The organism is Sphaerospermopsis sp. LEGE 08334 (assembly GCF_015207205.1).
GTDB lineage: Bacteria > Cyanobacteriota > Cyanobacteriia > Cyanobacteriales > Nostocaceae > Sphaerospermopsis.
On record NZ_JADEXH010000016.1, the window covers coordinates 62,547 to 76,712 of the forward strand.

Annotated in this window: 16 protein-coding genes; 2 read left to right on the forward strand and 14 right to left on the reverse strand. The window is 33.6% G+C overall.

What is annotated here, in order from left to right:
* Positions 1–52 precede the first annotated feature (52 nt).
* From IQ237_RS11055 to IQ237_RS11120, 14 genes are all read right to left on the reverse strand, one after another.
* Entirely contained in the window at positions 53–2,005 is a 1,953-nt protein-coding gene (locus IQ237_RS11055; RefSeq protein ID WP_194055043.1) for a hypothetical protein, read from the reverse strand.
* A 93-nt stretch (positions 2,006–2,098) separates the two neighbouring features.
* Positions 2,099–2,674 (reverse strand): hypothetical protein, encoded by a 576-nt coding sequence (locus tag IQ237_RS26245; protein ID WP_228020032.1) that lies wholly within the window; start codon positions 2,672–2,674, stop codon positions 2,099–2,101.
* 49 nt (positions 2,675–2,723) lie between these two features.
* Entirely contained in the window at positions 2,724–3,545 is an 822-nt protein-coding gene (locus tag IQ237_RS11065; RefSeq protein ID WP_194055045.1) for a hypothetical protein, read from the reverse strand.
* Between the two features lie 74 nt (positions 3,546–3,619).
* Complete coding sequence (locus IQ237_RS11070; protein WP_194055047.1) at positions 3,620–4,120, reverse strand: hypothetical protein; 501 nt, start codon at positions 4,118–4,120, stop codon at positions 3,620–3,622.
* A gap of 135 nt (positions 4,121–4,255) precedes the next feature.
* The gene (locus IQ237_RS11075) at positions 4,256–4,762 is read right to left on the reverse strand and encodes a hypothetical protein (RefSeq protein WP_194055049.1); all 507 of its coding nucleotides are present in this window, start codon (positions 4,760–4,762) and stop codon (positions 4,256–4,258) included.
* Between the two features lie 54 nt (positions 4,763–4,816).
* Positions 4,817–5,437, reverse strand: coding sequence for a PsbP-related protein (locus tag IQ237_RS11080; protein ID WP_228020035.1), 621 nt, complete (start codon positions 5,435–5,437; stop codon positions 4,817–4,819).
* Positions 5,438–5,488: 51 nt separating this feature from the next.
* The gene (locus tag IQ237_RS11085; RefSeq protein ID WP_194055051.1) at positions 5,489–6,091 is read right to left on the reverse strand and encodes a PsbP-related protein; all 603 of its coding nucleotides are present in this window, start codon (positions 6,089–6,091) and stop codon (positions 5,489–5,491) included.
* A gap of 48 nt (positions 6,092–6,139) precedes the next feature.
* Positions 6,140–7,639 (reverse strand): NucA/NucB deoxyribonuclease domain-containing protein, encoded by a 1,500-nt coding sequence (locus IQ237_RS11090; RefSeq protein ID WP_194055053.1) that lies wholly within the window; start codon positions 7,637–7,639, stop codon positions 6,140–6,142.
* Positions 7,640–7,754: 115 nt separating this feature from the next.
* Positions 7,755–8,174, reverse strand: coding sequence for a hypothetical protein (locus IQ237_RS11095; RefSeq protein WP_194055055.1), 420 nt, complete (start codon positions 8,172–8,174; stop codon positions 7,755–7,757).
* Positions 8,175–8,444: 270 nt separating this feature from the next.
* Positions 8,445–8,972: a hypothetical protein gene (locus IQ237_RS11100; RefSeq protein WP_228020038.1), complete on the reverse strand. Its 528-nt coding sequence runs from the start codon at positions 8,970–8,972 to the stop codon at positions 8,445–8,447.
* A 148-nt stretch (positions 8,973–9,120) separates the two neighbouring features.
* Positions 9,121–9,342: a hypothetical protein gene (locus IQ237_RS11105; RefSeq protein WP_194055059.1), complete on the reverse strand. Its 222-nt coding sequence runs from the start codon at positions 9,340–9,342 to the stop codon at positions 9,121–9,123.
* A gap of 25 nt (positions 9,343–9,367) precedes the next feature.
* Positions 9,368–9,634 carry a hypothetical protein gene (locus IQ237_RS11110; RefSeq protein WP_194055061.1) on the reverse strand — a complete coding sequence of 89 codons (267 nt, stop codon included), beginning with the start codon at positions 9,632–9,634 and terminating at the stop codon, positions 9,368–9,370.
* 39 nt (positions 9,635–9,673) lie between these two features.
* A complete protein-coding gene (locus tag IQ237_RS11115) occupies positions 9,674–10,153 on the reverse strand; it encodes a hypothetical protein (RefSeq protein ID WP_194055063.1) in 480 nt (159 codons plus the stop codon).
* Between the two features lie 147 nt (positions 10,154–10,300).
* A complete protein-coding gene (locus IQ237_RS11120) occupies positions 10,301–10,828 on the reverse strand; it encodes a hypothetical protein (RefSeq protein WP_194055065.1) in 528 nt (175 codons plus the stop codon).
* Positions 10,829–11,412: 584 nt separating this feature from the next.
* Here IQ237_RS11120 and IQ237_RS11125 point away from each other — a divergent pair.
* Positions 11,413–12,888 (forward strand): sigma factor-like helix-turn-helix DNA-binding protein, encoded by a 1,476-nt coding sequence (locus tag IQ237_RS11125; protein ID WP_194055067.1) that lies wholly within the window; start codon positions 11,413–11,415, stop codon positions 12,886–12,888.
* A 12-nt stretch (positions 12,889–12,900) separates the two neighbouring features.
* Entirely contained in the window at positions 12,901–14,001 is a 1,101-nt protein-coding gene (locus IQ237_RS11130) for a tetratricopeptide repeat protein (protein ID WP_228020041.1), read from the forward strand.
* Positions 14,002–14,166: the final 165 nt, after the last annotated feature.

Genomic DNA, 14,166 nt, shown 5'->3' on the forward strand with positions numbered 1-14,166 from the left:
TTGTAATTTATATTGGCAAAATCAAATTCCTCTCTGGTAATTTTTTCTCTGATTACTTTTTGCGTATAAATGAGTCCTTGGGAAGCCCACAAACTCTATTGGGAGTCCAAACTCTGTGATATTCCTTCCATCCATCTTTGTTCTCCCATCCATCTTCTCGGTTGTTAGTCATAGCATCAAATGGTTTTGTATCCCAGTATGTATGAGTCTCTTCTTTGGGTGAACGGTAAATGGCTAGGTCAGGTGTTACCTCTGGAGCATATGCGTCTGGTGTTCCTGCACCTGGACCATTAGTTATTAATTTACCTCTATTATCGTAAGTACATTGTTGCCCTGGTCTGATCGTTTTTCCAGATCGAAGTTTAAAGTAACCTACTCGACTTGAATGAGAGCGAAAAGAGTAGGATGCGCCAGGGTGATAATCTTTACCAATAAGGCGTAATTTGCGGTCATCACCAGTGGATTCAACAAATATTGGGTCTCTGACAATGTCGAAACCTTTCTGATCTGGTCTTATACGAACCAGGGTTTTAGTCAATTCCCTGGCATCTCCTAAAGTACAAGGACAAGGATCAAGCCCTTCTTTCCAAGCTGGTTCTGCTTGAAGTTCTTGTGCTATGTCACGAGCTTCTTGAAGTTCTTTTGCTATGTCAGGAGCTTCTTGAAGTTCTTTTGCTATGTCAGGAGCTTCAGCAAGCTGAGAACCAGAACAAGATATTACATACTCCCATCTGGTATTTACATTGTCATTGCCAATTAATTTCACCCCCACATACTCTGCATTAGCTGGTAAATTAAAAGTTTGATTACCTTGACCAGATTGAGGCCCAACTCCAAAGATTTGTTTACCATCAAAATATAATTCTATTCTGTCGGGAATTACATAAAATTCAAATTTCAGGTTGACTTTTCTATTTGCACCTTTAGCAACTTGAAATAGATCAGTTCTAATTTCACTACCTCCACTTACACGCTGTTCTTCACACTGTACAGGAGGTCTACAATTTACCTCTTGTAACATGGGGTTTTTGGTACTAATATTACTTTTAATTGCTCCAGAACCAAAGGATATCGCCCAACCAACAGATTTAGTAGTTGGGGATTTACTTGTAGTCAATTTGTTTCCCCATTGACCTAGATTATTTGATATCCCATTGAGTGATGAACTCACCGCAGCTTGACAAGCTGATTCTGAAGTTTTAGCTAATAAGTTAGCATCCTTATTATTTGGATTATTTCCTATATTCTTGTTCATTTTTCCTCTTTCTTGGCTAACAAATATATTTTTATCAATAAATTCATTTTGGGAAATTTGCACTGTTTCCACTGTTTGACCTTGGGGAGATTTAATGATAGCTTGTCCTGGGGAAAAATTAGCTGTTGTCCCATCTGATAAAGTTATTTTAGATAGAGAATTATTAGCAAAAGTAATTTTAAATTTATTGAGTACAGATTTTATTTGTTCTGGATTAACGATTAAACTATCTGTGTTGGTTAAACTGGTAAAATCAATAGCTGATACTTTCTTATATTCAACTTCAAATAGCTGAAAGCTCTTAGAACCTGGAACATTAAAAGTATATAACTGTTCTGCACCTGTAGATGGAGATACTAGGAGAATTTCCTGTTTACCTGAACTATAAGGTATTTGACTACTGATGCGAAAATCTTGAGGTAAAGCATTTTGGATATATAAATTAGTTTCTGCTGGTCTAATAATGGGAGGTATGGCAATTTGTGAGGGTAATTTATGCTGAAAATCATCCTCTTGTTTTGTGGGTAAATCTTGATTGAGTGCCAAAATTTGATTACTACTATTATCAGTTACATTGTTATTGGAAACAGCAGCTTCAACTCGACCATCATGAAAATTGATGTAACAAGCTGCGGAGTTGGAATTTAGCAAAATACAGAGAGAAATAGGGATAATTTTTTTAAGCCAATTTTCTCCTAAGATAGCTATAAAGCTGATGAGAGTAATGAAGAATAAACGCCATTTACGCATGATTGATATTTGGGGATGATTTTGTGACTAAAGTGATAAAACTGTTATTGTCGTTTTTATTCCTGAATCTTACAATTACACTTTTGATAAATTCTAAAGACCATAACCGATATTTTCACAAATTACACCCTTTGTACTAATTGCTTCAAACTTCCTTGTTTTACGGTTAGCACGCCAAGCTTTTTGAATTTGTCTAAAATATTCAGTGTCTTGAATTTTAGCAACTGCAATTATATCATGATCAGAAACACCATTACGTCGACATGAACCACCTTGTCCTACCATAGTGTATGATTTGTTTGTTTTAGGAAGCGTGAGTACATCTATAACTAACCACTGACTTGGATTTCCTGTTCTATCTCTATTTACAACTATTTCAAACCACAACATTTCCTGATTTCCTTTTTTTACCTGACTGATTCCATATACAGTAGCTCTGCTGCCAGGTGCTAAACTGGGATAGCCAGGATCGTCAACTATCCAACCACCAAAATGTTGAATACCTTTAGGGTGGAGAGGAGGAAGGTAGCGTAGTCCAATATAACTCCGATTATTATCCTTGTTTGAATTGCCTCGATTATATGTATTTTTTTGAGCTTGAACTGGCAGTAAATTAACACCAAAAAGTATTAAAAACACGCTCAAATTGAATAGTATGTTGCTTTTCATTTATTACCTTTGTAGTTATAGTTGTTATAATTCTAATTACAAGTTTATTTCATTTGCTACCTGGTAATTTTTCAAAATACCAGAAAACTTTATTAGAGTTTAAACATTGCTCTATCTTTTTACTAGTTTCCCAAGGAATACTGGTTTCTTTAACTCCATGAAATGCTAGAGTTCCATGAATAATTTCATTTGATCTAACTTGAAATAAATAATAAGGCTCTTTTGTATAAAAACCTCTTTTCTCCACAGACTCCAATTGATATAAACTGAGGTATCGGGGATGCCGAACAACAGAAGCAACCGTGAAATTACGGCGGTTAAATTCTTCATAACAGATTCGGTTGCCTCTGATGGCAATTCTAATACCATTACTAAGTCCCACAGCATAAAACCCCGCTTTTATTGCTTGGAAAGAAGCAGAATCAAAAAACCGACAAACAATTACATTTCCATTTTCTAATCTATTAGATTGACTATGCTTTAAAATTTTATTAAGTTTTTCAGTCTTCACCAATTTACCGTTTTTATAATAACGATTTTGTAGAATTTGAAGTGATGTTGTATCATTGCAGTTGACAATGACTTCACTTTCTAACGATTTCATTTTTTTGACAAATTGATCATTTATTACATTTATATTGAACTCTGTTATGGCTGTTCCATTAACTCCAGCTTTTACATACTTATATATTCTATCTGAGACTTGAGTAACTGTTTCTAAATCAACGTACCAAGACCTTTTATCATTCATATAACTATCAGAAGTTGCTACATAAGGACTTGCATTAGCTACGGTTATAGAACTGATAAAAGTAAACCCTGTAATTAGTACTTGAAAAAAAGGTGATGTTTTTTTAATTGACTTTTTCATGATTTAATAACTTATGTTGGTAATTAAAAACAAATAAATTTCGATGTTAATGTTACTAAAATTTGCTTTGCTAATTACCAGCAAAATGTTTGTCCCCACTTTAAGGATGTATCTTGATTTGGATCTATCATTACAATGTCGAATAGTTTAACTTTCTTATCTCGCATTAATCCAAAACCGATACTACAAGTTGGATGTAATGCAAAAGCGACTGCACCAATTGAACTACATTTATATATGATATCTTGGCTAATATTCTTCATGAATTGTTTTGAGTTTGCAACCTTTTTAATACCAGTGTCTACAATACGACCTTTACGTATTGGACCTGTGAGATAAAAAATATATTCAATAGGTCGTTCTTTTGGAAAATCGGAATAAAGCTCGTTAAGATTCTTTGTATAAGTATCCTCTATTAACACATTAGGAATTTTTCGTAAACGACTTTTAGCATTAGCAACTGCCTTTTTACACTCTACATTTGAACCTTGCGCTTTTACCGTTGTTGGTAAGGTGGTGATATTAACTAAAGCAAATAATATAAGTGCTGTTACACTATTAAGACTTCTGATCATAATTTCCAATCCCTTTGAAATGAATGTTTGATGAATGATAAGGCAGATTGCTGAACTAGATGTAAATACTAAATATTGTCCACAATCTATATACGAACCGGATTCACACCGTGTTGCAAAAAGGTGGAAAAAATTTCAGGTTTTGGTTAAATAAAAATAGAGTCCAGCCATCAATGGAAAGCTGACAATACCACAGTAAAAACTGAAGCGATGTGGAGGACGTAAATAGCTAATACTTTCCAGTATATAACCCGGAATTTCAGCTATAGGGGTTTCCATTGACATACCTGTATGACTACCAATAAATAATTTAAGAGGTAGCACAAAAACTAGCTTAAAGATAAAGCGAACAATAGATGTTATACCTTGCGTCAGAGTATAGCCTATACTATCGCTGGGAGTGAGTTCAAATTGGGTATTATAGTTAGTGTAATTATCACCAATTCCTATCCCTCCTAGTACCAGTCTGGACATAACAGAAGCAATGGCAGAAAAGATATACGCTATGATTGGGATGATTAGTATGACTACACCTACAGATATCATCAAGATTAGATAACAAAACATCCAGATGATATATGCTAACCAGCCAAACCAAGATATGAAGCCTAAAAAGATGTTTGGAAGTTGGGAAATTTTCATAACATAAGTTGAACTGAAAAGTTTTATATGGAGTATGCTGTTACTCTATTGTCGTTATGGTCTCAAACTTCGATATGAACCATGTATTTTCTGAATAATAGGAACTGCCACACCAGCATTACTAGGAAAGTATAAACTGGAGATTACCATCGTTTCATTCGGATGACGAATCAAAGTTGTAATTTCATATCTACCATCAGTTTCACTGTCGAGTGCATTCCATATTCTATAGGCTTCTTTCCCCCCTATCTTTGTATATCCTTGTCTCATAATCTTGAAACTTTGACTCTTTGATTCTTGAATAGTTTGCTCGAAGGAAACTGAAACAGGATAGATTGATGTGGTAATCAATCTAATCAGTTCACTTTCTCGACTAGAATTATATATTTGCCTGTCATAAATTGTAATTGGTTTTACACCTCTAGGTTCTTTCCCCCATGCCTCTATATCTACAAACCATCCTTTTGGATAGCGGATTGAATATTCACTAGGCATTACAAAGATTTCAAGGTTTTGAAATTTGCTATTCTCCCCTTGTTTGATTTTTTTAGTATTAACCAAAGCTTCTTTATATTCTAACATGGACTTTTGTGCTTTAACAGATGTTGATAATGTTATACTATGAACAAAACCAATTACTAAAATGACTGTTAATCGATAAAATTTTATTTGCATATTGTTAAGTTGGTTGATGGTTTATTATTGAAGTAATGACTATTTTGATTATCAATTTAATGATTTAAAAGATGAGTGCATTCTTTCAATCAATGGTAAAAGATGAGAATTATTTTTTGTGTAGAAAGTTATCATGTAAGCTGTTTTATTTGGTTTGTAAGGCAGAAAAGTGAGTAATGTTTCTCCTTCACTATCTGTAAGCCATAATCTGACAGCATTTTTACCTTCAATTCTTACATTCTCTCTTTTAATTATTCTGGAGCCTTCTATAAAAGAAGAAAGTTTTCTACTAAAAGCCTGAAAATTTTCTTCAATAATTTGCACATCTGTTTTAATCAAATAATAATCAGTAACACCAAAATCACCACCTGTTTCTGGCATTCTGCGGTTAGTGATGTGCGCTAAATACTTCCATACTCTTCTAACAAACCAGTTTTGTGGATAAGCAATAGAATAAGTCCGCTTTTCTACAAAAGTTTTAAATTTAGTATTTGCACTGGCAGAAATTAAAAGTTTACTTTCTGTTTTTATAATTTCTCCATTTTGTGCGTGGGCTGGCGGCTGTTGGAAATGTAGTATGAAGGCAATGAAATTAAATGCTGTCAGGGTTGCAACAGCTAATAAAAAGCGAGAACTCTTGATTTTAATTAACATTTTCAAGTTTTGCATAACAATCAGATTTACTAATTTACCAATCTACGTTCACCTGACCTCAACTCTAAATTGGTCACCAGGTTTCATATTATTACGGTTGTAGAACTTCTTTAGCTCGTTACCTTGCAACGCATTTTCCTTCTCTGGAACAAGCCAAATTGAAGCATTAGATCCACCTTCTTCCGTTGAGGCAAATGGATATTCATCGCATTGTTTTCCGTCAGGTCTAGGTATTCTGGGAGGACAAGCTAATCTACGATTCTGAGGTGATAATTCTCCTCCTATGTAAGTGAGTGTATTAGGGTGTCCACGCCGAAAAGCTGATAGTACGTGTTCTGCAATTGTTGGCATTCGATCTGAATAAATGATAAAAACAGGTAGTTCATCCGATTTAGATTTAACTGTGGCTGTAACTGCTTGATGACTACTGGACTCAGGTATACCGACAGATCGCACTATGAGTTCAAGTAAAGTTTGGAAAATAATGCCGCGTGGATCACCTCGCTTCGGAAGTGGGATAGTTCCTTGAGCAACTAGATAACTTCCATTAATTTCAGTATATTCATTACCAATAATTCTCACCTGAGCAACACCATCATTTAACGCGCCTTTAGGAGCAATAAATCGTAGATAAACCTGTTCATTAATCTGACTCCAAGGAGTCGTTTCCATACCACCAGGAAGATTGACATCCTGGGGAATTACAAAAGCATTTGCTAAAGCTCCATAACTAAAATTAGTGTTGATAATTTCTTGTCTCGCTCGTAATAAAGACTGAGCAAATTTACCAATATCTCCTAACTGATTGAGAGTAGCATCAAAAGAAGGTAAGGGAGTTAGTTGTGAAATACTATTCCAATATTTGATAGTTTTATCAGTAAAACTCCCCTCTAATTGTTGTCTATAATCAGGAATTAATTGATTGACTAATTGTTTTGATGAACTAGATAAATTGTCATAGGATACGCCTGATTGAATACTCCAAGATAAAACTTGTACATCTTGAATAGGAACTTTATTTAAACTAGCACGTTGATATAAAGTGCTTAAAACATTAGACAGTCTGCCATTAAGACGAGCTAAACGATAGCGATTTCCTGCACCATTCAAAGTATAGACCTTAGTGCAATAATAATGTACAGGAACTTCATAATCTCCTGGTGGAATAACTTGGGAAGAATTTAAAGCATTTAAGTATAAAATTTGGGGTGTAAATTGACCACCTGGAAGTTGTGAGATAGCAGGATATAATTTATGTTCAGTTCCAGTAATAGGAATTTCATCTTTTAAAAATGAACGTAATTGATCCTTAATCCAAGAATCAACAGGTCCTTCAATAGGCCTTTTCAAAGGTTCTGGAATGTTTATACAAAATCCTGCTATACAAATTCCTACTTTATTATCATTAGGGCTTGATAAATTTACCTCAGTCTTATTTGATGAATTAGCTGCTAAAACACGACTATAATTAAATATTGTTCCAGGTAAAGTTATACTGCTAATAACAAAAAAACCTACCAAGAAATAATCAATAAACTTTTTAGTCATTTTTTTCTGAAAAAATCTGATACTGAAAATAGAATGTAATTTACTCATTTTTTGATTTCTCCCATCACAAATATCAACAATCAATTAAAAACTTAGAGTGCTATTTGATTAACTTTTACTGGCGAATAGGGCATCGTTGCCATGAAAATTTTTCTACTTCATGATCTCCAATAACTATGTATAGTGTGCCAGATAATTTTTTTGAATTTAATCTTGAAATTTCCAGTAAATCTTCAAAAGTATTGTTATCCGGGGTAGTATGGGTAATAGTTACTGAATTAGTATTTTTACGAGCATAATTACCATTAAAATGTAGCTTCCATTTACCATTTTCTTTGAAAAATGACTGATACTTTCCATTTTTAGTAAATACATAACGACTAAAATTGCATTTTCCCTTTTCACTCCATTCTCCTACTATTAATGACAAGTCAATATTGTGTGATTTTTGTGCTTTTACTGTTGTTGGCAAGGCGGTGATATTGACTAAGGCAAATAATAAAATTGCTGTTACACCACTAACACTTCTGATCATAATTTCCAATTCCTTTGAAATAAATTTTTAATGAGTGATAAGGCAGATTGCTGAACTAGATGTAAATACTAAATATTGTCCATAATCTATATACGAACCAGATTTACCCCGTGTTGCAAAAAGTTGAAAAATTCCTCTACTAAATCTTGAAAAGCAAAATAGAAAGGGGCGATCGCTCCTGAGATTCAGTACCTCAACTTATCAAGAGTAAGTAGTCATCTGCTGTTCAATCTTTAGCTCAACTGTCAAAATGATTTAACATTAAATCTGTTAAAGATTAATTAACCATTCATGGCATCTTTCTAAAAAATATTCTAAATCACAGATCCTTGTAATAACATTCCACCTGATTATTAATCTCCCAATCTTTCTAAAGAAATACATTCCAATTACACTATTAATAAATAGTACATATAATTCGCCAATGAGCAAATTTAAAAAAGAGCCTGGTTGGGTGATAAAATGGTATTTTAAATACCAGAATGTACTCCCTAAGACCAAGAATAAAAAAACACCTGTATACTTTTTGATATCTTCTAGTAGCATCAAAAATGCAGAGGTGACAAACATACAAGATAGCCTAATAAAATTGGGTACATCTGAAGTTGACATATCTAAATATTGGCTAGTTGAAATTGGTTCAATATTAATGTAATAATCACCTTTAGGATCAAAAAAATTTCCTAGCTTAGATATCCCTAATAAAAATAAAGAAAGGCCTTGAGAAAATGCAACAAGACAACTCAAGTTTCCTATAGAATAGGAAATTAAAGTTAGGAAAAATTTTCTACAACTCATAATATTCAATTCAAGATTGTTATTCCAAATTCAACTATTCGTAATCGCGGGACTTAAATATTTATCAGGAAAAAATAAGCCTCAAACCCTTGCGGGATAAGAAAAATAGACCAAATACTAAAAAAGGCTGGTAATCCAAGGTAATTATCTAAAATTGTCCTTGCAGCATTCTACCTTTGATTTTGCGAACATAATTACCTTTAGTATTTATACATTCCTGCATTCGCTTATTTTGCGCTGAAGTAGTACGAGAATCAGAGTTATTTCCTGCTAGTAATCCCCAACCACTAGAAGCATTATCACCAAAAGCAGCTAAGACAGTAGAATATTTGCTTAAAAATTCATACTCTGGTAAATCTCTCACATTCATTACCTGAATTTCCTGATTATTACCATCAATGTAAACCCCCTCGATTTGATACGCTACTAATCATAATTTCTTCTCGTCCACGAAAGTTATTAGGTGGTCCGTCAACTATTTTGATGCAAATTTTCCCATTACGATTTAAAATCTCTCTCCTAGAGTTATTAAACATAGTTCCTGGGGTATAATAAGCACCTGAAGGAAGTTTAGATTCTGGTTTTGGCGCTGCAAATGCTAAGGGTGACATAACTGTAATTAATGCAGTTGTTATTGTGAAGTTGATAAACAAGTTTTTCATTTTTTCTCCAATAAATCGTTGTTAGCTATTATCTGTTATTTAAAGGCAAACGACGTATCCCCAATGCAATTTTGTTTTTGCCCTTGGATCATCCTCGCCGATACATTTAAAGAGTCCAACGTCGTTATTTTCTAATAAGCCGTAGCTCTCAACATGATCAGTTCGTGATGCGTTAAATTCAACCATGCTAATTGATGGACAATTATCTATAATATCTTTGGCAATTATAGTTAAAAATTTTTCAGAATTTAAGATAGATCCCGTAGCAGGTCCTCTTAAACCAAACCCATAGGAAAATGGACGATTTTTAGGATAACTTTTGTAATCTTGAGAAATATTTTGTTGATCTGTATGAACAACTTTGACTTTTCTATTTTTCTGAATTTGGTTTTTAGCGGCTTGTAAAGCTGCATTACATTCAACAGATGGTTTTCTATTTTGTGCTTGTGCTGGTGATGAAAACAAGAACATAATATTGATAGTAATTAAACCAGTGGCAATTATTTGATTAAACTGCATATACTAATCCTTGTGTTGACTATTGGGAAAGTTAAGAATTTTTGTAGGTTGGGTTAAGCGATACCTTCGGTCAGCTTTGCTAACGCGCAACCCAACAAAAACTTATAAACATTAGGTATTAAGAATTTGCCGACTTTCCCAGATTTATCATAAATCCAAATCAACTTTACATCTTCTGGCAAATTCTAAGGAATTTCGAGAAAGTTGCTTGATAGCTTTTTCCCTCTTATTGTTTAACCAGGCTTTGAGAATAAATGAAATAGCCATCAACGGACCAATGATAAAAAAAGCATAAATCCAAAGAGCAGCTACCGTTAGCATTATCCCAAGAACAAACGCAATTCCAATCAATCCAAATCCTGCCAAACCTCCAAACATGGATGAGATAAAATCCATTACATTTGTGACAAACCAAACAACACCATCTGAAATTAAAATAACCCCTTTAAGTATTTTATTGACTTGCCGTGCATAATCATCAGCCAATTTACTCACTTCTGCTTTATCTGCTTGCAAAGCATCAATATCTGCCATGTACGTGAACAGCTTATGAAATTCACCATCATCCTTGATAGCAATGATAGTAAATTCATTTTCACTCTGCATTAACATCTTTAGCGTTATGGGAATACCCAAAACTTCTGATGTCTCCGTATACTGCATTACATTTGACATTTTTACTCCAAAACTTTGTAAGTAAATCTTTTGAGGTTTATAGCCAGCACAGGAGTTACTAAAATAGGCTTACTTTATATACGCTCACTGTTTGTCCTGTGTTGCAAATAGTGAGGAAATTTTTTGGAAATACCTCTAATCTTTGATTCATCTGGGTTTTAGGTTGATTCAGCATCTCCTAAGTAGAACTAACTAAAGCTAAATAAAGCGATCGCACCACATAATTTAACTAAAAGCTAACAGCAAGTTATTTATTTCAGTCAAATTTAGCAAATATGGGCTTATATTAGATTCATAGATTGTTTAAATCTATGATTTTTATACAAAAAACATTAACTTCAATAAATTGAACTAGGAGCGAACTGCTTGCAGCAGCGCTTCGCTATCGCTCTTTAATAACACCCCACCATACATCATACTAAAATTATTTGACGTAATAAATACGACATTGATAAATATTACCTACTTATACAGCATACTAAGTAATTTATGATTTTTTTCAACTGTGTAGAAAAATTCACAACTGTGTATAATGTTGATTAACCTGACAACATACCCAATCAAAACATTACCCAAACAGTACAGTGGATATTGATAAGTTCCATCAAGCACTCGACGAACTAACACCTAAACAGCGACGAGTATTAGATAAATTCTTATGTGGTGAAAAAGACCAACAAATTGCGGAGTCGCTTTACATAACCAGAACAACAGTTCGCAAACATATTGAATTTATATGTAAAGCTTTTGGCTTAAAAAACCTCGATGGAGAGCGTTTTTCCAAACGCACAGAACTGATCAACTTATTTCATAAATACAAACCAGAATTAATTTCCCAAAATATACCCGCAAATAAATCAGAACCATCAAATCCCCCCAGTTTAATAACTGAATTTTTTGTTTATGATAGTGGTTGGACTGGAAGAGATGATTTAATTATTAATCTCACTCAACTTTTACAAAGTTCTTGTCGTTTACTTCTATTAGTTGGACTAACAGGAATTGGTAAAACAGCATTAGCAGAAAGGTTAAGTCTGGAATTAAGTAGCAAGTTTGATCATAATCCAGAAAAATTGTGTCGAAAAAACTTTGATGACAAAAACACCCCTTCAGACTTCGTAAGTGTCGCGGTAAAGTGGTTAGAAAATGCGGGAGAACAGGTTTCACCAGAAGAACGAAAACAACCACAGTCTTTACTTCAGCGTTTAGTTACATATTTTTGTCATCATCCACAGTTAATCTTAATTGATTCTTTGGAATTGGTGCTACTGGGAGATGAAAATACTGGATGGAGTGATTTTATTGATGAATGGTGGTGTCAATTTTTTGCAAGCTTGCTATCAACAGAAACCTGTAAAAGTCGTTTCATTATTACTTCTCAAGAATTACCACATCAACTGCTAGAAGCAGCATCTCGCTATCCCAATTTTTGGCACTGTCAGCGAGTTGATGGACTAACAGAAAGGGAACAATTCACTTTATTTGACAAAGTTGGTTTAGGTGCTAATTTGCCATCTGTGGAAATGAAATTGCTGTTGAGAATAGGCAAAGCATACAAAGGACATCCCTTAGCATTAAGAACCATTGCTGGAGAAATTATCAATGATTTTGCCTCTCAAGTTTCCACCTATTGGCAACAATATGGACAGGAAATTGAAGAAGTAGAAAAAGCTTTAGCAGAAGCTAGTCAAGGTATAATAGAATCAACAAATGATCAATGGAAATTAGATCGGTATTCTATCCAGCTACGGGTAAAAGTCCAAAGTAGACTAGAGCAAACTTTCAAAAGATTATCAGATAATGCCCATCATGCCTATATTTTGCTTTGCACAGGTTCAGTATATCGTGTTCCAGTACAACAAAGTTGGTGGTTAAGGCATTTAGAATATAGAGGATATACTAATGAACAGCAACAATTTGCACTACAAACTTTACAAGATCGTTATTTGGTAGAAATTTCATTTCTTGCAAATAATGAAACGATGCTGATAGGAATGCACAATTTAGTGAGAAGTGTTGCTATAGCTCATTATGAAAAATTATTAACACAAAAGGAATAAAAAAGACATAATATGGAAATCTCCTTACTACCAGGATCTATCGTACTAGAAAATATAGGCATTCAACCATCTAATCTTTTACAACAAGTTCCCCCACAACAATTAGATCATTATATTGCCGTCATCAACTGGTTAACAGATTACCAAACTAATATTAATGCTAGTCATCGGCAAAAATTAGAAGGTTATTTACAAGCACTTTATCATCTTTGTGATGCTCAAGCTTGGAAACGAGCTAGTGATATTTTATCTATGTCTTTAACTCCACCCAGTCAACAAAAATTTCATCAACTCTTGGGTATTTGGGGATGTTATTCAGAACTAATTCAATTATATAAAAATCTTTTGGGTAATTTAGATCCTGTAACTGAATTAGATTATTTATGTGGATTGGGTAATGTTTATTATAATATAAGTCAATATTCTGAGTGTTTTCAATGTTATCAAAAGGCACTAGCAATAGCCATAGAACTAAATGATAAATCTATGCAAGCTCAACTTTTAAATAATTTGGGTAGCGTGTACTTAATGCAGAGCAATTATGATACTGCCATTGATTTTTATGAACAAAGTTTAACTATTGCTCTTCAGCTTAAAAATCGCCATCTCCAAAATATTTTAAATACCAGATTAGGTTTAGCTTATATATATTTAGGACAATATTCTAAAGCTTTGGAATGTTATCAGAATGAATTAGTAAATGTGAGAGAAATTGGTGATCCTGAACAAGAATCTATAGTATTAACAAATTTAGGACTGGTGTATATTTGTATGGAGGATTATGTCAAAGCATTAGATTACAATAAACAAGGTTTAGAAGTTGCCCAAAAAATAGGTTATCGAACTCAAGAAGCGTGGGCAACTTGTAATATTGGTAAAACTTTAATGCGGATGAATCGCTATCAAGAAGCTGAAGAACATTTACAATTAGCTGTAAGTATTTTTAGAGAAATGGAATGTCGCCGAGCAGAATCTGAAGTATTAGAAGCATTATCAGAATTATATGAAAATATGAATCTTGATCATTTATCTACTCAATATTATGAACAAGCTGTAAAAATTACTCAAGAGTTAGGAGTTATTATTGTTAATCCTACTAGTAGGAAATTATAGTCATCTAAATATAGATCCTTTTTAATAGTTGTGAACTGCTGAAATCCCTTAACGGGTGACAAGGTGGTTAAAAAGCTTGTTTCATAAGGGATAGATCCTGAAAGCCACGCTGAAAAAAGAGGCGTTTATGAGGCTGATTCAATTTTTTTTGGTGTTAATGATTGT